We start from the raw sequence: 20,075 nt of genomic DNA, 5'->3' as shown, positions 1-20,075 counted from the left end.
CTCAGCCCGGGTAGATCTTCAGCAGTTCCGCGAGCTCGTCCTCGGTGAGGACGACGTCCAGCTCGCGCAGTGTCGCGTCGAGCCGCTCGGGCGGGATCGTGGTGGTCTCCTTGGTCCCGTCGGGGCGTTCGACGATGAACTCTTCGCCGACCAGTTTGCGGCTGAGCCCTTCCTCCAGGCGCATGACCACCAGCTGCCCGGTGAACGGCGACCGCGGATGTGTCGACGTGTAGTGGTGGTAGACCTCGTAGTCGATCCGGTGCATCGGCGTGAGCGTGAAGGCGTGCAGGTCGGTCCAGTCTTCGCCCTCCTTCTTCTGCAGGCGCCACCAGTCGCCGTCGGCGACGAGCCGGTGCGGCCAGCCCGCCTGATCCACCACCGCGCCGTCGACCAGCGGCATCGGCACCAGCATCCCGGCGCCGAAGCCGACGTCGACCAGGTGCTGGACGCCGTCCGCCTCGATCGCGAGCGTCATATGCGTGTACGGCCCGTTCTTCTGCGGCTGTACACGGGCGACCAGACGGCGCACGGAGTAACCGAGCTGCTCGGCGGCCGCGGCGAAAAGGCTTCCGTGCTCGTAACAGTAGCCGCCGCGATGACGGCCGACGAGTTTGCCGATCACGTCTTCGAGCGCGATTCCCTTGTGCTGCCCCAAAACGACGTCGACGTTCTCGAACGGAACGGCGAGGACATGCGCCTTCGCCAGCTCACGCAACGCGGCGGCGGACGGCGTCTCGCGATTCTGGCCGATCCGGCCGAGGTACGCGTCGAGGTCGAGGGTGCCGACGGTCCATTCGTCGACCTGCTCAGCTGTGCTTGTCATGCCCCGAGATTGACACCTCCACCTAACTCGAAGTCAAGATCGGCCAACTGGTAACTGGCAACGGCCACCGACTTTCGTAAGTTCCACGGACGAGTGACGATTGGCCACCCTTCCGGAGTGAGCCGGTGAAACACACCGGCCTGGAAGGAGAAAGCAGATGAGGACTCGTTCCCTCGTCGCCGGTCTGCTGACCGGAGCGGCCGCCGTACTCGGGTTGGCGATGCCTGCTTCCGCCGCCGAACCGCCCTCGGGCGTTCAGCCGCTGATCGTGGGTGGTGTGGACGCGACCGAGACCTACACCTTCATGGCTTCCATGCAGACCAAGAGCGGCGACCACAACTGCGGCGCGTCCCTGATCTCGCCGGAGTGGCTGGTGACCGCCGCGCACTGCGTCGAGGGCGAGCAGCCCGCCAACTGGCAGTACCGCATCAACACCACCGACCACACCAAGGGCGGTGAAGTCGCCGAGGTCGACAAGTTCGTGGTCCACGAGAAGTACGACGGCTCCGGCCCGTACGACATCGCCCTGGTGCATCTGACCAAGCCGGCGGAAGCGACGCCGATCGAGATCGGCCAGTCGCCGGCGGCGGGCACCGACGTGCGCGAGATCGGCTGGGGCCTGACCTGCCCCACACGCGGCTGCGGTGAGGCTCCGGTGGTGCTCCAGCAGCTCGACACCAAGGTCGCCGAAGACTCCGGCTGCTCCGGCTCCGGGGCCTACGACGCGCAGACCGAGCTGTGCATGGACAACCAGGGCGGCAAGGCGAGCGCCTGCTACGGCGACTCGGGCGGCCCCGCCGTGGTCAAGAACGGCGACAAGTGGACGCTGGTCGGCGCCACCAGCCGCGGTCAGACCGCCAGCTGCCCGGAGATGCCGGGCATCTACACCGACGTGACCGCGTTCACCGACTGGGTCAAGCAGCAGACCGGCAAGTAGGACACCGCACCGCGCGGTGGCGCCCGATGCTCCTGCGACATCGGACGCCACCGCGCGTTGGCGTGGAATCGGCCCCAGGCATGAAAAAACCGCCTCGATGTGCATCGAGGCGGTTCGTTGAGCGGTGGCCAGGGCCGGGGTCGAACCGGCGACCTTCCGCTTTTCAGGCGGACGCTCGTACCAACTGAGCTACCTGGCCGGGAACGCCGGCGAGGAGCCGAACGATCTTGCGACCCTGACGGGACTCGAACCCGCGACCTTCGCCGTGACAGGGCGACGCGCTAACCAACTGCGCCACAGGGCCTTGCATACTGCTTTGTAACTGTACTGCGTACTCCCAACGGGATTCGAACCCGCGTTGCCGCCTTGAAAGGGCGGAGTCCTAGGCCGCTGGACGATGGGAGCCCGGTTCGGTTTCGGCGAACCGACCGACCCGCGCTCTCCGGTGTCCCCGGGAGCGAACATAACTATAGGACACGCCTGTTTCGGCTCCCGCACAGGGGGTCCTCTAGTTGTTCACAGGGCTGGGACCTGCGAGAACGCGGTGAGTTCAGGATATCAGGGCCGAGGCGTCCCGTAGGGCTCCGAGACGCTGCCGAAGCTCCTCCTGCTCGTCGCCCGTCAGGGTGACGGCGAGAAGTTCGGCCACGCGCCGATCGGTCAGGTCATCCGCCTGCCGCCACCGCTGCCGCAGATCGCCTTCGCCTCCGCCGCGACGATCAACCCGTCGGCGGCTTCCTCGGACCACGCGGTGCGCAGGAGACGGCCGCGACCGCCCTCCGGATCCGCGACGACCGCCTCGGGCACCGTCAGGCCCACCGCGCGCAGGGCCGCGAAGTGGATGCCCCCGCGGAACTCTCGAAAGACCATGAGGGCGAACGCCAGCCGCTCGACGTCGTCCGCCGGACGTTCGGCGAGTTGCCAACCGGCGAACAACGCGAGACCGCTCGCGTCCGCGGCGTCCACGAGACGGAACAACAGATCCGCCGGACGACCCGGATCGTCGACACCCGAAAGGCTGACGCGCGCCCAGTTCGCCGATGACCGCGAGTAGGCGCGGACCGCGGAGGCCGCGTCGAGCGCCACCGTCGCGGACGGAAGAGCGAACTCGAAGAGCCAGGACGGGAAGATGCCGAACAGCTCCGCGACCACCTTCGGCGGCGGGTCGCCCAGCACCGCGGACCGGCCGCGCAGGTACAGCGTCCGCGGCGACAGGCCCACCTCCGCCTCGACCTCGGCGAGCTCCGGCGAGGTCATGAATTTCCCGCCCAGCACCTGCACCGGGCCTCGAATCTCCCGAGCCACCGCGATCGCCGCTTCGTCGGCCATGTCGTCGCACCTTCCCGCCAGTCGTTTGATAACAGTGTTACACAACTGGTGGACGGGCGTCGAGGACGAACGAAGGCCCGGCCGCGCGGCACACCCCGCGCGACCGGGCCTCGTGAACGAACGAACTCAGCGCTGGACGGGCGCCTGCCCGTCCTCGTCCAGCGTCAACCCCAGCATGTCCAGCAACTGGACACAGTCATCGACGCCCAGCGCCCCGTTGGCCACCGCCAGCCGGGCACGCCGCACCTGGTCGTCGGACACCCGCTGGGCGTCCCCCTGACCCGTGCGCTGCGCCGGCAGACCACCGGCCAACGTCGTCGAGCTTCCCCCATCGGCACCTTCGTACCGAAGGAGGAACTGTCGCACTTCCACAGACCCACCCATGGTTCCTCCAGACGGCCAACGAACAGCTTGGCCGCGAGGCTAGCCAGAGCCGGCCGCGACACACAGCCCCCCGGAGAGTGAACCTGTCGCCACGCTCCGCACAACGCAGAGCGATCACGCGCACACCCGCGCCACATGAACCACAGGCGAACCAGAGGTGGCGCCCTGACCGGAATTCTGCCCGCGCCCACTCGCCCTTCTCAGGAAACCGTGCAACAATCGATTCGCTGACACACCCCCGGTCAGCGCCTGTGGAGATCCCCTCCGACCCCCGCGTTCCTCCCCCTGGCGCGGGGGTCGCTCCGTTTTCTGGGGGCCACCCCCAGACCCCAGGTTCCTTGCGGCGGCGGTTGGCGGCCGATGCCCGGTCCCGTTGGTCTTTCCTCTTCCGGTCGCGGGTTGTGATCACAGGAAAAGGTTTTCCTCTCGGGGTTGGGCCATTCGAGACAAGAAAATGGGTGTGTCGTGGCTCACTGTGGTTGGTTTGCCGAGACCCAACCGTTATCGTGGCCCAGTGCCCCTTCCTTCCCTCAGCCGTCGTAGCGGCAGCCGCACGAACCTGAAGCCGGTCAACCCCGGTCGTCACCGCAACTCCCCCACCAAGGAGGCCGAAGCGGTCGTCGAAGACACGGAGCTCACCAGCTACCTTCGTGCCCTCGCCCCGGAAAACGACCCGGAGAGCACCGGCACCGGCAAGCGTTTCGGCGAAGCGCAGGTCTTCCAGCTGCGAATGAACCTCATCGCCTGCGAACAGCTCAAGGACGCCGCGGCCGAGCGCAACCTGTCTCCGCAGGCGCTGGCGCAGGAATGGATCCTCGAGCGCCTTTCGTGGGAGTCGCAGGCCAACTCGGCCCAGCAGCGCCGCCACGAGGAAGCCCACACCGACGAATTCCGCTTCGACGCCAACGCGTGGGATCAGCCCGTCCCGCGCTGACTCCTCGCCCCGGAACGGAACAGCACAACAGAAGAAGCTTCAGCAACAAAGGGAAAAGCCCCCGGCGAGATCGCCGGGGGCTTTTCCGATCAGTCTGAGCAACGCCTGAAGGGCGGACTCAGATCGCGCGGACCTTCTGGGCCTGCGGGCCCTTCTGGCCCTGACCGACCTCGAACTCCACTCGCTGGTTCTCCTCGAGCGTGCGGAAACCGCGACCCTCGATCTCCGAGTAGTGAACGAAGACGTCGCCCTCGCCGCCATCCTGCGCGATGAAGCCGAAGCCCTTCTCCGCGTTGAACCACTTCACAGTGCCTTGCGCCACCGCTTTACTCCTCGTTGCACATCCGCTTCGAGTGCCTCCGAAGCGACACCCAGACCGTCCCGGGCGGTTCCAACGAGTCGAGCGAAGAGCGCGTCACCGGCTCATGGCTCGCGTCAGAAGTTCCGCGAGTGTGAAGCCACGAACACGCAAAACGACGGCCTGATGGCAGCGTACCGGGATCTGGCCATATTTGAAGCCCGTGATCGGACTCTGGGCACCCCCAAGCACCAAGGTCACCGGAACGTCGTATACCGATCCGGCTTCTGTCGGACCCCCTCGCTAGCCTGTCGCCGCACGCCGACCTCAGCTCATCGCCGGACACGGACCGAAGTCGGCCATGCCCCGATCGTGAACTACGATCCACCCGATTGTGACTCGCATCACTCTCCGTGGGATCAACTTACGGGGCTGTCCGGACGTCATGGTCGGTGTACAGGGGAGCAAAGGGGAAGCTTTGAGGTTCACGGAAACCGCGCGCCGCCGGGCGGCGATCGCGGCACTGGGGTTGGTGGCCGTTCTGACGCTGGGGGCGTGCAGCAGCGAGCCGACCGTTTCGGCCAGCGGGCCGGACGGCGGCGGGCCGGTCAGCAGCGACACCGGCGGCAAGGCGCCCGCGCCGGCCAAGCTGACGTACGAGCCCGCCGCGGGCGCGCAGGACGTCGCGCCGGGGCAGCCCATCAAGGTCAGCGTCGCCGACGGCACGCTCGACCAGGTCGTGCTGACCAACCCGGACGGCAAGCAGGTCGCGGGGCAGCCGTCCGAGGACAAGAAGAGCTGGTCCACCACCGAGCAGCTCGGCTACGGCAAGTCCTACACGTGGTCCGGCAAGGCCACCGGCACCGACGGCAAGCCCGTCGACATCGGCGGGGCCTTCACCACCGTCAAACCGCGCAAGCAGGTGGGCGCGAACATCAACGTCTTCGACGGGCAGACGTACGGCGTCGCCATGCCGATCACGCTGACGTTCCCGAGCAAGGTCACCGACAAGGCCTCGGTCGAGAAGGCGCTGTCTGTCGAGACCACGCCGAAGACCGAGGGTTCCTGGGCCTGGGTCCACGACGACACCTCGGTGCACTGGCGGCCGAAGGCCTACTGGCAGCCCGGCACCACGGTGAAGTTCAACGCCAAGATCTACGGCGTCAAGATCGGCGAAGGCGTGTACGGCAAGGAAGACCGCTCGGCGAGCTTCACGATCGGCCGCTCGCAGATCGTCAAGGGCAACACCCAGACCCACCGGCTCGTGGTGATCCGCGACGGGCAGCAGATCGCGGACTACCCGGCCAGCTACGGCCTCGACGCCGACCCGGGCCGCGTCACGCCGAGCGGCACGCACGTGGTGATGTCCAAGCACGACACGTACTCGATGACCAACGAGCGCTACAACTACGAGAACATCGTCGTGCCGTCCGCGGTGCGGTTCTCCACCAACGGCGAGTTCATCCACGGCTACGCGCCTTCGATCTGGGCGCAGGGCAAGAAGAACATCTCGCACGGCTGCGTGAACCTGGCGCCGGCGAACGCCAAGGCGTACATGGACGGCGCCCTGGTCGGGGACCCCGTCGAGATCGAGGGCAGCACGGTGAAGATCAACCGGGCCCGCGACTACAGCGACTGGACGTACTCCTGGGAGGAGTGGTCCAAGCTCTCCGCGCTCGCGAGCTGAAGTACTTCCATGGAACCGGGCGGCCGGAGACCCTCTGTGGTCTCCGGCCGTTCGTGTCGGTCGCCTGAGATTTCCCGAAAAGTCGATGCAACCGATGGCGGGGCGGGACGCATGTCTAACGACGTAAGGCGCCGCGGCCAATGAGCGGCGCCCGGATCGAGGAGACACTCTTGCGTACTCGTATCGCTCTCACTCTCGGCGCGCTGCTGCTGGCGGGCGGCGCCGCCTTCGCGACCACGTCGCTGGCGTCGGCCGATCAGAGCGCCCCGTCGCCGACGGTCACTCAGGCGCCCCAGCCGCCGACCAAGGCGCCCACCACCACGCGGCCGGCCGAGCCGCCCCGCGCCACCACCGCGCCGCCGCGCGATGTCCCGAAGACGCCGTCGGTCGTCGCTCCGGGTGAGCACCGCGTGCCCAAGGCCGTTCCCGCCGGGCCGACCGGGGATCTGCACCTCCCCGCCATCGTCGAAGGAGCCGGTAACTAGGTGACGCCGAGCCGCTCGTCGAAGACCGGGACGGGCTCGCCGTGGGACGGCGAGTTCGCCCGGTACTTCGACGAGCGCGCGCACAACCTGCGTGCCACCGCGTACCTCCTGTGCGGCGACTGGCATCAGGCCGAGGACATCACCCAGGCCGCGCTGCTGAAGCTGTATCTGGCTTGGCCGAGGCTCTCCCGGCACGACGCGCTCGACGGCTACGCGCGCAAGATCGTGCTGCGGACGTTCCTCTCCGAGCATCGGCGCGTCTGGCGCAAACGGGAGAAGCTCACGGACGCTCTCCCCGACGTCCCGGCCGAAACCACCGGCACGGAACAGGAGATGCTGGTCAGGCACGCCCTGTCCGGCATCGCCCCGAAGCAGCGCGCCGTCCTGGTGTTGCGCTACTTCGAGGATCTCAGCGTCGAAGAGACGGCCACGGCGCTGGGCTGCAGCACCGGGAACGTGAAGAGCCAGGGCGCGCGGGGGCTCGCGACCCTGCGTAAACGGCTCGGTCCGCATTTCAGTGAACTGGCCTTGAGCGGAGCGCACGACGATGGGAGGTGAGGAGATGGACGAGGACATCAAAGGCGTGCTTGCGCACGGAGCGAGCGGTCCACCGATGGGCATCCGGGCGGCGGACATCATCGAGCGGGGTGGCCGGATCCGGCGACGACGCAAACGGCTGGCCGTGGCGGGCAGTTCGCTGGCGACGATCGGGGTGATCGTGTTCGGCGCGCTCGCCGTCGGCGGTCGCGGTGGCGAGGGGCCCGCGCCGGTCCAACCCGCGGGGCCGGGCCTGTCGACCATCGCCCCGGCACCGGTCTCCCCCGCGCCCGCCGAGTCGACGCCGCGGCCGGAGGTCACCCCCGAGAAGCCGCCTCCCGTCTCCTCCGCCCCGAAGACCGAACCGCCACGTTCGACGCCGCGGACCATCACGCCCGGCCGTACGACGACGGCCCTTCCCCCTCGTGCGCCCACTCCGACGAAGCAGCCGGGCGAGCCGCCGACAACGGCCGCGACCCGCTGATCTCCCCTCCGGAACGTCCGTTTCCCGAAGTGTGACCCAAAGTAATCGGAAATTCTCCGACATCGGCTTCACCTGGTGGTTCGTCACCGTATTGGCGGAACGGCGCTCCCGCGGCCGATCCAAAGCGCTGAACCCGGACGTTTGAACGCCTACGGTCGGGGGAACAAACCCTCGACGATGGGTAAGTAAACGGGTGGGTCGGGAGGTCAAACCCATGGCCGAAGAGGCGCTGAGTGCGTCACATCAGAAAAAAGGGGAACCATCGGAGGCCCCACCTGAGCAGATCAGAAAAGCCGTCGCCGGGGCGGCGATGGGTAACTGCATCGAGTGGTACGACTTCGGTGTTTTCGGCTTCATGCCGGCCATTCTGGGGCAGGTCTTCTTCAACGCGTCGAGCACTTCCGAAGGCGCGCTGGCGACCTTCGCGGTCTTGGCGATCACGTTCGTCGTCCGGCCGTTCGGCAGCTTCGTGTTCGGTCCGCTGGGGGACAAGATCGGGCGCCAGAAGGTGCTGGCGCTGACGATCATCCTGATGTCCGGGTCGACGTTCATCATCGGCCTGTTGCCGTCCTACGCGACGATCGGCCCGGCCGCGGCGGTCCTGCTGATCCTGTTGCGCACCATCCAAGGCTTCTCGGCGGGCGGTGAGTACGGCGGCGCGGCGACGTTCATCGCGGAGTACGCGCCCGCCCGGCGCCGGGGTTTCTGGGGCAGCTGGCTGGAGTTCGGCACGCTCGTCGGCTTCGCGATGGGCGCCGGCTTCGTCACGATCTTCACCGTCGTCCTCGGCGACGAGGCCATGCGCGAATGGGGCTGGCGTCTGCCGTTCCTGATCGCGGGCCCGCTCGGCATCATCGGTCTGTACCTGCGGAACAAGCTGGAGGACACTCCGCTGTTCCAGGAGATCGAGAAGAAGAACCAGGTCGAGAAGTCGCCGCTGAAGGCGCTGCTCAAGAAGCACTGGACGTCGATCCTGCACCTGATCGGGATCGTGGTGATGCTGAACGTCGCCGACTACATCGTGATCACTTATCTGGAGACCTACCTCAAGGACGTGGTCGGCTTCAGCGGGCACGCGCCGTTGCTGATCATCCTGGCGACCATCGCGCTGATGCTGGTCCTGATCGTGCCGATCGGCATGCTGTCCGACCGCATCGGGCGAAAACCCATCCTGATCGCGAGTTGTGCCAGCTTCCTGGTGTTGCCCATCCCGGCGTTCTCGCTGATGGGCGCGGCCGCGGACGACCAGAACGGCTGGCAGCTCACCCTCGGCGTGCTGATGATCGCGGTGCCGCTGGTGCTGATCCTGGCCGTGCTGGCGGCGACGCTGCCGGCGATGTTCCCGACACAGGAGCGCTACGGCGGCTTCTCCATCGGGTACAGCGTTTCGACCGCGGCGTTCGGCGGCACGGCGTCGTACGTCATCGGCAGCCTGGTGAACTCGACCGGCGACACCCTGTGGCCCGCGTACTACCTGATGGGCTCGGCGGCGATCGCGGCCATCCCGATCCTGCTGCTGCCGGAAACGGCCGGGGTGTCACTGCGTCGCATCGTGAGCTCGCGGATCATCCGGCGCCGGAAACCGGAAACGGCCACTCCCGGCGGCGCCTCGGAGCTACCGGCGAGTTAACGTCTTTCCATGAGCCGTATCTCGCAGCCGTGGCCGCCGGTCGAAGTCGAACCGGCGACCGTCCACCCGGAAGCCCCCAAGCAGGGCAGCCACCTCGGCATCCACTTCGGTGAGTGTTTCGGGTGCGGCGACGAGATCGAGGCCGGGCTTCACCTGCATTCGACGGTGGGCGAAGGGACGACGGTGTACTCCAAGTTCACCGTCACCTCCGCCCACCAGGGTGCGCCCGGCCTCGCCCATGGCGGACTGCTGGCTTGCGCCTTCGACGAAGCGCTCGGCGCGACCGTCGGGAACCTGCTGCGCCGCCCCGCCGTCACCGGGAAACTGGAGACGGACTTCCTCCGGCCGGTCCCGGTCGGCTCGACCCTGTACATCGCCACGAAACTGGACGGCATCGCCGGCCGGAAGATCTACGTGAGCGCCGACGGACGGCTCGACGCCGAAGACGGCCCCGTCGCGGTGCGCGCGCGGGCGCTGTTCGTGCGGGTCGAGTTCGAGCACTTCAGCACCCACGGGGATCCCGAGGCGCTGCAGAAACTCGCCGCCGCGCACGAAAAGGCCCAGCGCGCCCGCGAGTGGGACATCAACCCCTGAGCATTCAGTCCTCTGAATGCGGGGCTAGGTGAGGGTTCGCGGCCGGATCGCGTTCGCCTTGTCGACGAGTTCGACCCGCTTGTCGACCGATCCGGCCAGCCTCGCCAGCGTCCGATAGCAACGCTCGAGCCCGAAGCGCAGGTCTCGCTCTTCCAGGGCACAGCCCAGCACCTTCGCGCCCGGTGTCGGCTGGTTCTGCGAGTTCAGCCAGCCGTACGCCGCTTCGAGGACCTCCGCCGACAAACGTGTGCGGCGTTCGGCGTCGAGCTGCAAGCGCTCCAGCCGCGTCGAGGCGTCGACGAGATCCCGCTCGGACACCATCACCGGATCCTTGCCGCCGCCGTTGATCCTGGTCTTGATCTTGATCGCGGCCACCTGCGCGGCGACGTGATGCGACGACGACGCCGGGACGGCCTCCAGCACCTCGATCGCGCTGGCCCTGGCGCCTTGCGCGAGGTACACGCGAGCGAGCCCGAAGGCTGCGCTGACGTACGACCGGTCCGTTCGCCACACCAGCTCGTAATAGCGCGCGGCGCCGAAGTAGTCCCCGACCCCTTCCGCGCTGACGGCCAAGGCCAGCTTCGGCGCGATCTCCCCGGGAAGGTCGTCGTACACCGCTTCGAACGCGACGTGCGCGACGCGGGACCGTCCGCCCGCGAGCTCGATCAGGCCGCGGTACCAGTCGATCCGCCAGTCGTGCGGGAAACCGGCCTTGATCGCGAGGTACTGCGCGGCCTGCAGCTGCCGCTGCGCCTCGACCAGCTCACCGAGCTCGATCCGCGCGCGGACGATGCGCAGCCGGACCTCGATCGACTCGCGCGGCGCCCCGGCCAGCGACTCGATCGCGCCCGCGGGATCGAGCGCGACCGTCGACGCGAGCACGCCTGCCGCCGGGTCATCGGTGTCGACCTGTGGGATCGGCAGCCCGGCGACCACTTCGCCCGGATCGGGCAGCGGCACGCTCCCGCCGTGTTCCGGGACGACCATGTCGACACCGAACGTGCGGGTCTCCGGCCCGAAGACGGTCGACGCGCCAGGGCGCGGTTTCCCGGTGCCCAGCGCCATGATCTCGCGGAGCACGCCGGTCAGCTGGTCGGCCATCTCCTCGGCCGCGATGAACCGGCGGTCCGGGTCGGTGTGCGTCGCGCGCTTCAAGAAGCGGTAGTACGAACCGAAGAGCGCGAACAGCGGCACGACGTCCGGGCCGGGCAGGGTCGTCTTGTACTTGCTGGTGTAACCGGAGAATTCGAAGCTGAGCACGGCGAGCGTGCGGCCGACCGTGTACAGGTCCGATGCCACCGAAGCGCCGTGCGTCGCCAATTCGGGCGCGCTGTAGCCGGTGGTGAAGAACAGCGGGCTCTCGTAGTCGTCGATGCGGCGGACCGCGCCGAGGTCGATCAGCTTGAGCTGTTCGTGCGTCTGGATGACGTTGTCGGGCTTGAGGTCGCAGTACAGCAGGTTCTGGCCGTGCAGGTAGCCCATGGCGGGCAGGATCTCGAGCCCGTAGGCGATCACCTGGCCGATCGGCAGCGGCTCCGGGCGTTTCGTCTCGCGGTGGTGCGCGAGCGCGAGCTGGCGCAGCGACTGGCCGCCGACGTACTCCATGACGATGTAGCCGACCGAGTTGCCGGTGTCGCCGTCCGGGTGCTGCACGAAGTTGTGGATCTTGACGATGTTGGGGTGCTCGACCTCGGCGAGGAAGCGCTGCTCGTTGGCGGCGGCCGCCATCGCGGTGGCGTCGCCGGTGTCGATCAGGCCCTTGAGCACCACCCAGCGGTCGCTGACGTTGTGGTCCTGCGCGAGGTAGATCCAGCCGAGGCCGCCGTACGCGAGCGCGCCGAGCACCTCGTACTGGCCGCCGACGATCTCGTTCGGCCGCAGCTTCGGGACGAAGGAGAACGGGTTCCCGCACTTCTCGCATTTGCCCTCGGGCGAGCCGGGCTCGCCGTCCTTGCCGCGGCCGACCTTGGCACTGCAGCTGCCGCAGAAGCGTTTCTCCTCGGAGACCATCGGGTTCTCGAGGACGGCGGACGCCGGGTCGCGGTACGGCACCTGCGGGACGTCGACGAGCCCGGCGCCGAGACGGCCGCGGCGCGACGTGCGGGACGATGTCCGGCGCGCGGTGCCGGGGAACGAACCCGTTCCGGTGCCGGTCCCCGTGCCGTGGCTGCCCGAACCGGTGCCGGTGCCGGTTCCCCGGCTTTCGCTGGAGCGTTCGGGAAGGACGCTTTCCGTGCCCGGGTCCGGCAACGGCCCGGGACCGCTGTCGACGCGTGGCGTCGGCGGCATGATGCTCTGCGTCTCCGGTGCCGGCGAGGCGAGCACGCTGGTCGGCTGCGGCGCGTCGGCGGGCGCCTGCCAGGCGGGACGGACGACCTGGGTCTGCGGGCTCACCGGGGCCATGTCGCCCGGCGGACGCGTCGGATCCTCGGCGCCGGGGATCGGCCGCTGCTGGCCGCGCGGCGGAGTCTGCGGACGCTGGACGGGTGCGTGGTAAATCGTGCGCTCGGCGTCCTTCTCCGGCTCCTGCTCGGGCCGCGGCTCGGAGAGATCGAGCCTGCCGGAAATGGACGGCTCGGGCGTTTCCCAGCGGACCGGCGCCGGCGGCGTCCAGGAGGCGGACTCCGGCTCACGCTCCGGCGTGGCGTCGTCCGGCGCTGCGTGCCGAGGACGGCGCGGCTCTTCCGACACTGGTACCTCCCGACGGCTTGGGATTCGATCCTAGCCGTGAGCAGGCAGGTCATGCCCGCGCCGGGTCGAACCCGCTACGGTGCGGTGGAGAACCGATTCAGCAGGTGATGAGGGGGAGGGACCGGTGCCTGCGTCATTTTCGATGTCGATGGCCCAGCTCGACGTCGTACTCGAAGAACTCGGGCTCGGCAGATTCGTGCTGCCCTTCGAGATCCCGACCGTCGGAACCACCATCACCGAACGCGAGCGGCACTGCGAAGAGATCTGGTCCGGGCTGGCCGACCGAGGCTTCGCCCGCGGCCGCGAACTCCTGCGCGACTACGAACAGTCCCTCCGGCTCTGGGCCACCGGGGACTTCGTCGTCACCATGGAGGCGCACGAGGTCGAGCAGGACGCCGAATACCTCTATCGGGGTGCGTGGAACAGCCGCCAGGGCATCGTGAGCCAGCAGCGCGGCTTCGACATCCTCTTCGAACCGGTCTACCCCGAACAGGTCGTCGCGACCCTGCTCGGATATCTGCCGTCCCTGCAGCCGTTCCCCGGCCGGGTGACGACGTCCAGCACGCTCCCCCCGGCCAAGCGACCGGACGACCCGTTCGACGAGGACCCGGACAACCTCCGCCTGGGCGCGGCCGCCCGCTTCTTCGAACACCCGCTCGCGCGACTGGGCACGATCAGCGTCACCCTGCGCGACGACCGGGGCAAACCGCAGCAGAAAAGCGTCCAGTGGTTCGACAGCCTTCAGGGCCGCTTCATGCTCAACACCGACCGTTTCCCCGACGGCGAAGTCCGCCGCACCTTCACCCCGACGAGTGGCTCTCACCTGGCCCGATGGGTCCACGACCTGGTCGAAGCCGCCCGTGTCGGCAGCGCGTGATCCTCGTCGAGAGGCGGCCTTCGAGGCCGTTTCCGCTGATATCGTGATCTGACGAGCGCTACGAGTAACCGGGACTTGGTACAGGGGAGAGACCATGACGGACGGCACCGGCGGACCGCCGGGCAACTTCTCCGACATGTTGGGTGACTTCTCGGCGCAGGCCGACGCGATGGTGACCGCGGCGAAGGAGGGGCGGTTCAAGGTCAGCGAAGAGGCCGGGGAAGCCCTCAAGAAGGCGGTCAACGACTATCTCTACGACTGGAACAGCAACAAACGCTGGTTCCAACGCCTTGCGGAAAAACCAAAGCTCGGTACCGGTCCGTACGCGCAGCGGATCGGTGACCATGCAGTCCTGGTTGCGGACGGTGACGACTTGTCGGCAAAGAAGCAGTTGGACATGTTGAGAGACATCGTGATTCGAGCCAATGAGGCCATCGAACTGGCAAAGACCAAGTACAAGCAACAAGACGAAAATGGCGCGGACGCATTCAAGAATCTGAAGCAGGGCTGACTTCTTTCCTATGAAACTTCACCTTCGCCACCGCCTAGTGCCGGCACTGACGATTGCCTTACTTACCGCAACCGCTTGTTCGTCGGAGAAACCCGGAACAGCGACGCCCATACCGACGTCACCCGGCCCATCCACGGCGACCTCTTCAGGTACTGATCCTGCAGATGTGTTCAAAGACCTGAAAGCCTGCGATCTGCTGGAGCCGACGACTGCGGCCAAGGGTTTCGAGCCTCCGAAGGTGGAGACCTACGAGAGCGACAATGGATGTGGAACCGCGAAACGCGGCTATGCCTCCGTCAGCATCTACCTCGTCCCCGAGGCCGGGATCGACAAGCTGTCGCCTGGGCAAGGAACCAAAGTCCCCTCGAAGTTGAACGGCCGTGAAGCGGTGGAAATCCCGGGTGACGCGGGGACCGATGCCTGCACAGTCGCTGTCGCTGTCGGTCCGAACGCGCGAATGACGGCGTCAACCACTTTGGAACAAACAGGGACCAACGAGGAAGCCTGCGCCCTCTCCCGCGAGATCGCAGAAGCCGCTGAACCGAAACTGCCTAGAGGCAACTGACGACGGAACGGGAGGGACCATGGTCAACGTCGGGCAAGACGACTTCGACAGCAAGTTCTCCGCGCTGGGCAACCCCGGCCGGACGTACGAGGCCAAGCGGTACTCCGACACGTACAACGAGACCAACGCCGGACCCGGCGGCAACTCCCTGACCGCCAGGCTGACGGCTGAAGCGAAGGCCGGGCAGTACTCGGCCGAGCAGGCCGCGGCGCTCACGCAGGGCCAGCAGTTCCGCACCGGTCTCAACCCGTCGGAACAGCGCTATGAAGCCGTCCCTCACGGCGAGCTCAAGAACATGGTCACGCAGGACCTCGATCCGCGGGACATCGACGAGAAGGGCGAGCTCTGGAACAACCAGGGCAACTCCCTGAACAACTTCAGCAACGCCGTCCGCGACGCGATCGGCAAGGAAGGCGAGCACTGGCAGGGCGACGGCGCCAAGTCGGTCACCGATTTCTTCACCAACATCAGCAAGTGGGCCGACACCGCGGGCGATGGCGCGTACCTCGCCTCCAACCGCTTCTCCCAGTCCGCCGCCGCGGCCACCACCGCGAAGAACTCGATGCCCGAAGAGATCCCCTTCGACCGCAACGCCGAGTACAAGAACGCGCTCAACCAGCTCGCGACGGGGAATCTCGCCGGCGCGGTGGACACGGTCGGCAACATCTCGGCCAAGCAGGAGCAGTCGTTCCAGGCACATCAGCAGGCCGCGCAGGTGATGCACAACTACGACCAGTCGCTCTTCGACGTCAATTCCAAGCAGCCCACCTTCGCGCCGCCGCCGGAGATGGGCGAGTCGACGACGGCGTCCGGGTTTTCCGGGGGTACCGAGCCCAGAGGCTTCAACGGCGGGCCGGGGCCCGGGCCCAACGCTGGCCCAGGGCCAGGCGTGCCGGGTGGTCCGAGCGGGCCGGCGCCGGGACCCGGGATCACCACGGGTGGCGGGCACACCGGCGTGCCGGGGCCGAATCAGCCGGTCAGCGGGCCGCCGGGGTCGTTCCGGCCGGGACCGGGGCCGGGGTTGGCGGCGCTGAACGGGCCTGGTCCCACCGGGCTCGGGCGGCTGGGCAGCGAGCAGTATCGCGGCAAACCCGGCCGGACGACGAGCGGGCCGGGCGGCAGTGCGGCGAACCGGTTGACCAGCGGCGGTGGCGGCGGGTTCGGGCGCAACGGCGGGTCGGGCAACGTCACCGAGCGGCTCGCGGGCGGCAAGGTCGCGGCCGGTGACGCAGAGAAGCTCGCGGGCAAGGGCGGCGGGTCCGGGTCGGGCAAGCTGCCGGAGGAGCGCGTCGCCCGGGGTGGCGCGGCCGCGGCGGGCAAGGGCGGCGGCCACGGACCGATGGGCGCCGGCGCGCCCGGTGGCCGGGGGCAGAAGGAAGAGGACAAGGAAAAGAAGGCCCCGAACTACCTGCAGGAGGAAGACGCCGACGTGTTGTTCGGCGGCTACGAGGGCGAGATGAAGCCGGTGCCGCCGGTGATCGGCGACAAGTCCCGGTAAGACGAAGCGGGCCGTTCGGGAGCGAATCCCGAACGGCCCGTTCTCACTTGTACTGGGCTGGAGGCGGCGTCCCGCCCTCGAGTTTGTTGCCGATCCACTTGGCGTAGATCGTCTGCCACGCGCCACCGCGCACGTTCTCCAGCACGGCGTTCACGTACCGGACCATGTCCTCGTTCTCCTTCGGGATCCCGATGCCGTAGTTCTCCTCGGTGAACCGGTCCCCCACGATCTTCAGCGTCGGATCCTGCGCGAGCATCCCGGCGAGGATGACGTCGTCCGTCGACACGGCCTCGACCTGCTTCTGCTGCAGCATCACCAGGCAGTCCGACCAGTTGTCCACCGAGACGGGCACCGGCTTCGACGGATCCGCGGCGATCTTCGTCAGCGAGGTCGACGTCTTGGTCGCGCACACCCGCCGCCCGGCGAGGTCCGACAACTGCGCGACCTTCGACCCGGCTTCGACCAGGATCCGTTGCCCCGCTTGGTAATAAGCGGTCGAGAAGTTGACCTTCTTCAACCGGCTGCAGGTGATGCTGTAGGTCCGCACCACGATGTCGACCTGCTTCTTCTCGAGCACGTCTTCCCGGAGTTTCGACGGGATCGCCCGGAACTGCACGCGGCCTTCCGCGCTGCCGAAGATCGCCTTCGCGATCTCGTTGACCATGTCGATGTCGAACCCTTCGAGCTGGCCCGACGTCGGGTTCCGGAAGCCGAACAGGAACGTCGTCTGGTCGACGCCCGCGACGAGCTTGCCGTTCTCCTTGATCTTCGCCATCGTCGAGCCGCTGGTGATCGACGTGCCGTTGGTCGGCCGCAGGCTGGCCAACGGGTTGCAGCTCGTGTCGGTCGTTCCGCCGCCGCCGGTGTTGTCGGCGCCGCCGACGTTCGCGGGCAGCGGCGGCGCGACGTCGCCGACGGGTGCCGGGTCCACCGGCGACCCCGCGCTGCCACAAGCCGTCGCCAGCACCAACACCGCGCCGAGCACGGCCGTCCGCAGACCGTTCCGCATCACCGGTACTCCCTCAGCCGTTCACGGATTCCCAAGGCCGACCCCGCCGCCGCCAGCACCGCCAGCACCGCGATACCCGGCGCGAGCAGGGTCAGCGCGCGTTCGGCATTACGGGTGTCGTCGAGGAATTCCTGTCGTCCCACGTTGATCGCGGCCACCAGGTTCTCGTCGAGCCGCAGGAACGCCCCGGCCGCGCCGTCCTTCTTGTCGTCGCGGATGGCCGTCCCGACGGCGTCCTGGTAGAAGCCGTCGTCGTCCTGCCGCCGCACCTCGGCGTGCGCCTTGAACCACGCCGACGCCGCCTGGATGGCCGCGTCCACCTTCTCCGCGGCCGGGCCGCCCGCCGCGAGTCCGCGGGCCTCGCCCAGCAGACCGCCTTGGCCGTCGGTCCCGCCGAGTTGCGCGGCGAGGTCGCCGAAGTTCTTTTCGTACGCCGCGCCGTCGCCGCGGGCGACGAGGGTCAGCGTTTCGTCGGCTCGCGCCTGCAGCGCCGCGATCCTGGCCCGGACGAGCACGTCCACCTGGTGCGAGCCGTCTTCTTCACCGCCGCCGACGAGGGTGCTCTGCACGATCAGCGCGACCGAGCCCCACAGCAGGGCGACCACCACCGACGCGGTCGCGACGACGAGCCCGACGTTCAGCAACCGGTTGGTCTTCCGCGTCAGGTGCACCTGCGTGACGATCAGCGCGGCGAGCAGGACCAGCACCAAAGCCGTTGCCAGCCAAGGGAATCCGGTCGCGTCGTCCTGTTCGGCGGCGAGCCGGTCGGTGTCGGTCCGGTAGAGATCCTGTGCGGCGGGAAGGATTTTCGACCGCATGAGCTCCGACGCCTCGCGCAGATACGAGGCACCGACGGGATAGCCCTGCCGGTTGTAGACGCGAGCGGTCTCGATCAGTCCGGTGTAGACGGGGATCTCGCGGCCGAGGATGTTGATCTGCTCAGCGGCCTTGCCGGCACCGGACGAGTCCGAGGCGGCCTTCGCCAGCGCGGCCCCGGCCTCGGCGATGTCGCGTTCGTACCGCTGGCGCATCGGAAGCGGCTCGGCGCCGATGGAGAGGAACGAACTGGCCGCGGTCGCGTCGGCGTCCGAAAGCGCGCGATAGACCTGTTGCGCGGCGGCGGCCAGCGGTTCGCGGTGGTCGATCAGGCCGTTGATCGTGTCCTTCTTGTCCTGCGCCGCCAGCGTCCCGAACAGACCCGCGACGAGCGACAGCAGCACGAGCCCGATCGCGATCACCGACAGCCTGCCCGGCGTGGTCGCCGCGGACCGGACGATCGCGCGGATCCCGTTCCCCGGCAGCTCGAGCAGCCCGGCGATCCCGCCGCGGCCTTCCGGCGCGGGGGGTGGCGCGGGACTCCCCGGCCGGGTCACAGTGCTCGTCATCGCCGATCCTCCCCATTGGCTCTATCCGCAAAGAAGGTATCCGAGTCGGGATCAGCGCAGCCAGTGACACCGGGGTGTGTCATCGGCACGTGATCTGCGGGCCGTCAACCCCGGACAGCGGGCGCGACGGAATGCGGCAGGACCTCGCCGTCGGCGGGCCGCTCGACGACCACCTCGACGTCGTCGTCGAACCGGTACGGCCGGGCCAGCAGGAAACCGCCGAAATGCCGCCTCATCCTGGACATCTCCGCGCGGACGGTGACAGTGCGCCCGGCGTCGCCGAAGAGGTCGAGCGACAGTTCCGACGCCGATCTCCCCGCTCGATGGAGCGCGAGGACGTACAGCATCTCCGCGTGCCGCGGACTCAGCCGATGCGACCAGGTGCCTGCCGCGCCCGAGACGCGCAGCGTGCTTTCCCGCGACGACCTCAGATCGAGCACGACCCGGGTCGGCGGCGCGTCCTCCTCCTCGGTGAGCCGGACGAGCCAGCCGCCGGGCAGCGGCTCCAGCAGGCAGTCGCCGTACGTCGGCAACCAGGTGCGGCCCGGGGCCGCGTCGTTCGGCAGCGCGATCCGGCCGACCGGGACGAGCCCCGCCGAGGCCGCGATCCAGCCGTGCGGGTCGGTGATGACCGCCCGCCCCTTCACCTTGGCGAGCAAGGGGGTGGCCAGCCCGCGCAACCGTTCGAGATCCGAGAGATGCGTGGTGCGCAGATGCGCTTCGGCGAGCTTCGCGACCGCGTCGACCAGGGCGAGAGTGGACGGATGCACGGTGGAGGCCGGTCCCGAGAGGTCGACCGCGCCGAGCAGCCTGCCGTTCCTCGGATCGTGCAGTGGGGCGGCGGCGCAGGTCCAGTCGTGCTGGTTGCTGACGTAGTGCTCGGCCGAGTAGACCTGCACCGGATGCCTGGCGACCAGCGCCGTCCCGATGGCGTTGGTGCCCGTGGCGGGCTCGTGCCAGTCGGCCCCTTCGACGAAGCCGAGCCCGTCGGCCCGACGGCGGACCGCGGTACTGCCGTCGCGCCAGAGCACCCGGCCGTCGGCGTCGACGACGACCATGATGTGCGCGGCCTGCTCGGCGAGGCCGATCAGGCCGCCGCGAAGTGCTGGGAGCACGGTCGCGAGGCCGCTGTCCCGGCGCCGGGCTTCCAGTTGGTCCGGGGCGAGCGGAGGGGTCGGCGAGCCGCGGTCCGGGTCGAGGCCCAGCCGCCGCATCCGTTGCCAGGACGCGCCGATCACCGCGCGGGGCCTGCCCGGGAGCGTGGTCCCGGCGAGCGCGGCCTCGCGCACTTCGGCGAGGGCACGCGCGTGCCGCCGCGGATCCGCACCGACCGGCAGCGCCGCCTCGAGCTGCACCTGGCCTACTCCTTCTGCTCTGTTCAGGCCAGTGTGCCTGCGTGACCCGGGGAGCGGAAGGT

Annotated in this window: 19 protein-coding genes, 3 tRNA genes and 1 pseudogene; 12 read left to right on the top strand and 11 right to left on the bottom strand. The window is 68.5% G+C overall.

The window, feature by feature from the left end; genetic code table 11:
• Position 1: 1 nt before the first annotated feature.
• Entirely contained in the window at positions 2–823 is an 822-nt protein-coding gene (locus DMC61_RS04135; protein WP_125686889.1) for an arylamine N-acetyltransferase, read from the bottom strand.
• A 157-nt stretch (positions 824–980) separates the two neighbouring features.
• On the opposite strand from DMC61_RS04135, the gene DMC61_RS04130 reads away from it, so the two are divergent.
• Positions 981–1,760, top strand: coding sequence for a trypsin-like serine protease (locus tag DMC61_RS04130; RefSeq protein WP_016330851.1), 780 nt, complete (start codon positions 981–983; stop codon positions 1,758–1,760).
• Positions 1,761–1,885: 125 nt separating this feature from the next.
• On the opposite strand, the gene DMC61_RS04125 is transcribed toward DMC61_RS04130, so the two are convergent.
• From DMC61_RS04125 to DMC61_RS04105, 5 genes and pseudogenes are all read right to left on the bottom strand, one after another.
• Positions 1,886–1,959 (bottom strand) — tRNA-Phe (locus DMC61_RS04125).
• Between the two features lie 31 nt (positions 1,960–1,990).
• Positions 1,991–2,064: transfer RNA gene (locus DMC61_RS04120), tRNA-Asp, on the bottom strand.
• 28 nt (positions 2,065–2,092) lie between these two features.
• A tRNA-Glu gene (locus DMC61_RS04115) sits at positions 2,093–2,165 on the bottom strand.
• A gap of 145 nt (positions 2,166–2,310) precedes the next feature.
• Positions 2,311–3,089 (bottom strand): annotated as a pseudogene (locus DMC61_RS04110) (hypothetical protein).
• A 126-nt stretch (positions 3,090–3,215) separates the two neighbouring features.
• Positions 3,216–3,473, bottom strand: coding sequence for a hypothetical protein (locus tag DMC61_RS04105; protein WP_020633070.1), 258 nt, complete (start codon positions 3,471–3,473; stop codon positions 3,216–3,218).
• A 514-nt stretch (positions 3,474–3,987) separates the two neighbouring features.
• Here DMC61_RS04105 and DMC61_RS04100 point away from each other — a divergent pair.
• Positions 3,988–4,407, top strand: coding sequence for a hypothetical protein (locus tag DMC61_RS04100; RefSeq protein WP_125686887.1), 420 nt, complete (start codon positions 3,988–3,990; stop codon positions 4,405–4,407).
• A 118-nt stretch (positions 4,408–4,525) separates the two neighbouring features.
• Here DMC61_RS04100 and DMC61_RS04095 read toward each other — a convergent pair whose 3' ends face one another.
• On the bottom strand, positions 4,526–4,729 hold the full coding sequence (locus DMC61_RS04095; protein WP_003097368.1) for a cold-shock protein: 204 nt from the start codon (positions 4,727–4,729) through the stop codon (positions 4,526–4,528).
• A gap of 421 nt (positions 4,730–5,150) precedes the next feature.
• Here DMC61_RS04095 and DMC61_RS04090 point away from each other — a divergent pair, with 421 nt between their 5' ends.
• From DMC61_RS04090 to DMC61_RS04065, 6 genes are all read left to right on the top strand, one after another.
• Positions 5,151–6,392: an Ig-like domain-containing protein gene (locus DMC61_RS04090; RefSeq protein ID WP_125686885.1), complete on the top strand. Its 1,242-nt coding sequence runs from the start codon at positions 5,151–5,153 to the stop codon at positions 6,390–6,392.
• 140 nt (positions 6,393–6,532) lie between these two features.
• A complete protein-coding gene (locus tag DMC61_RS04085; protein WP_125686883.1) occupies positions 6,533–6,877 on the top strand; it encodes a hypothetical protein in 345 nt (114 codons plus the stop codon).
• The gene (locus DMC61_RS04080) at positions 6,878–7,435 is read left to right on the top strand and encodes a SigE family RNA polymerase sigma factor (protein WP_125686881.1); all 558 of its coding nucleotides are present in this window, start codon (positions 6,878–6,880) and stop codon (positions 7,433–7,435) included.
• Positions 7,436–7,439: 4 nt separating this feature from the next.
• Positions 7,440–7,898, top strand: a complete 459-nt coding sequence (locus DMC61_RS04075) for a hypothetical protein (protein ID WP_233594687.1) — start codon at positions 7,440–7,442, stop codon at positions 7,896–7,898.
• Between the two features lie 214 nt (positions 7,899–8,112).
• The gene (locus DMC61_RS04070; RefSeq protein WP_125686877.1) at positions 8,113–9,528 is read left to right on the top strand and encodes an MFS transporter; all 1,416 of its coding nucleotides are present in this window, start codon (positions 8,113–8,115) and stop codon (positions 9,526–9,528) included.
• 9 nt (positions 9,529–9,537) lie between these two features.
• Positions 9,538–10,122 (top strand): PaaI family thioesterase, encoded by a 585-nt coding sequence (locus tag DMC61_RS04065; protein WP_016330842.1) that lies wholly within the window; start codon positions 9,538–9,540, stop codon positions 10,120–10,122.
• 24 nt (positions 10,123–10,146) lie between these two features.
• Here DMC61_RS04065 and DMC61_RS04060 read toward each other — a convergent pair whose 3' ends face one another.
• Complete coding sequence (locus DMC61_RS04060) at positions 10,147–12,813, bottom strand: tetratricopeptide repeat protein (protein ID WP_125686875.1); 2,667 nt, start codon at positions 12,811–12,813, stop codon at positions 10,147–10,149.
• Positions 12,814–12,937: 124 nt separating this feature from the next.
• Between DMC61_RS04060 and DMC61_RS04055 the strand changes: the two genes are divergently transcribed.
• From DMC61_RS04055 to DMC61_RS04040, 4 genes are all read left to right on the top strand, one after another.
• Positions 12,938–13,690 (top strand): ESX secretion-associated protein EspG, encoded by a 753-nt coding sequence (locus DMC61_RS04055; RefSeq protein ID WP_233594686.1) that lies wholly within the window; start codon positions 12,938–12,940, stop codon positions 13,688–13,690.
• Between the two features lie 94 nt (positions 13,691–13,784).
• Positions 13,785–14,201, top strand: a complete 417-nt coding sequence (locus tag DMC61_RS04050) for a hypothetical protein (protein ID WP_125686873.1) — start codon at positions 13,785–13,787, stop codon at positions 14,199–14,201.
• Positions 14,202–14,211: 10 nt separating this feature from the next.
• On the top strand, positions 14,212–14,766 hold the full coding sequence (locus DMC61_RS04045) for a DUF3558 family protein (protein WP_125686870.1): 555 nt from the start codon (positions 14,212–14,214) through the stop codon (positions 14,764–14,766).
• A 19-nt stretch (positions 14,767–14,785) separates the two neighbouring features.
• Entirely contained in the window at positions 14,786–16,264 is a 1,479-nt protein-coding gene (locus DMC61_RS04040; protein ID WP_125686868.1) for a PPE domain-containing protein, read from the top strand.
• A gap of 43 nt (positions 16,265–16,307) precedes the next feature.
• Here the strand turns inward: DMC61_RS04040 and DMC61_RS04035 are convergent, their stop codons facing one another.
• The 3 genes from DMC61_RS04035 to DMC61_RS04025 all read right to left on the bottom strand — a co-directional run bounded on the left by DMC61_RS04035 (position 16,308) and on the right by DMC61_RS04025 (position 20,013).
• Positions 16,308–17,273 (bottom strand): glutamate ABC transporter substrate-binding protein, encoded by a 966-nt coding sequence (locus DMC61_RS04035; protein ID WP_125686866.1) that lies wholly within the window; start codon positions 17,271–17,273, stop codon positions 16,308–16,310.
• Positions 17,273–18,658 carry a hypothetical protein gene (locus tag DMC61_RS04030; RefSeq protein WP_125686864.1) on the bottom strand — a complete coding sequence of 462 codons (1,386 nt, stop codon included), beginning with the start codon at positions 18,656–18,658 and terminating at the stop codon, positions 17,273–17,275. Before DMC61_RS04030 ends, DMC61_RS04035 begins: the two co-directional genes overlap by 1 nt.
• Positions 18,659–18,762: 104 nt before the next feature.
• Positions 18,763–20,013 carry a GAF domain-containing protein gene (locus tag DMC61_RS04025; protein WP_199749880.1) on the bottom strand — a complete coding sequence of 417 codons (1,251 nt, stop codon included), beginning with the start codon at positions 20,011–20,013 and terminating at the stop codon, positions 18,763–18,765.
• Between the last annotated feature and the right edge of the window lie 62 nt (positions 20,014–20,075).

The organism is Amycolatopsis sp. WAC 04169 (genome assembly GCF_003947535.1).
Classification (GTDB): domain Bacteria; phylum Actinomycetota; class Actinomycetes; order Mycobacteriales; family Pseudonocardiaceae; genus Amycolatopsis; species Amycolatopsis keratiniphila.
This window is presented reverse-complemented; position numbering and strand designations above follow the sequence as displayed.

What these genes read in the sequence shown, in the direction of transcription:
- DMC61_RS04135 (WP_125686889.1), bottom strand. Translation starts at nt 823, where the DNA reads ATGACAAGCACAGCTGAGCAGGTCGACGAATGGACCGTCGGCACCCTC.
- DMC61_RS04130 (WP_016330851.1), top strand. Translation starts at nt 981, where the DNA reads ATGAGGACTCGTTCCCTCGTCGCCGGTCTGCTGACCGGAGCGGCCGCC.
- DMC61_RS04105 (WP_020633070.1), bottom strand. Translation starts at nt 3,473, where the DNA reads ATGGGTGGGTCTGTGGAAGTGCGACAGTTCCTCCTTCGGTACGAAGGT.
- DMC61_RS04090 (WP_125686885.1), top strand. Translation starts at nt 5,151, where the DNA reads ATGGTCGGTGTACAGGGGAGCAAAGGGGAAGCTTTGAGGTTCACGGAA.
- DMC61_RS04085 (WP_125686883.1), top strand. Translation starts at nt 6,533, where the DNA reads ATGAGCGGCGCCCGGATCGAGGAGACACTCTTGCGTACTCGTATCGCT.
- DMC61_RS04075 (WP_233594687.1), top strand. Translation starts at nt 7,440, where the DNA reads ATGGACGAGGACATCAAAGGCGTGCTTGCGCACGGAGCGAGCGGTCCA.
- DMC61_RS04070 (WP_125686877.1), top strand. Translation starts at nt 8,113, where the DNA reads ATGGCCGAAGAGGCGCTGAGTGCGTCACATCAGAAAAAAGGGGAACCA.
- DMC61_RS04065 (WP_016330842.1), top strand. Translation starts at nt 9,538, where the DNA reads ATGAGCCGTATCTCGCAGCCGTGGCCGCCGGTCGAAGTCGAACCGGCG.
- DMC61_RS04050 (WP_125686873.1), top strand. Translation starts at nt 13,785, where the DNA reads ATGACGGACGGCACCGGCGGACCGCCGGGCAACTTCTCCGACATGTTG.
- DMC61_RS04045 (WP_125686870.1), top strand. Translation starts at nt 14,212, where the DNA reads ATGAAACTTCACCTTCGCCACCGCCTAGTGCCGGCACTGACGATTGCC.
- DMC61_RS04040 (WP_125686868.1), top strand. Translation starts at nt 14,786, where the DNA reads ATGGTCAACGTCGGGCAAGACGACTTCGACAGCAAGTTCTCCGCGCTG.
- DMC61_RS04035 (WP_125686866.1), bottom strand. Translation starts at nt 17,273, where the DNA reads ATGCGGAACGGTCTGCGGACGGCCGTGCTCGGCGCGGTGTTGGTGCTG.
- DMC61_RS04030 (WP_125686864.1), bottom strand. Translation starts at nt 18,658, where the DNA reads ATGACGAGCACTGTGACCCGGCCGGGGAGTCCCGCGCCACCCCCCGCG.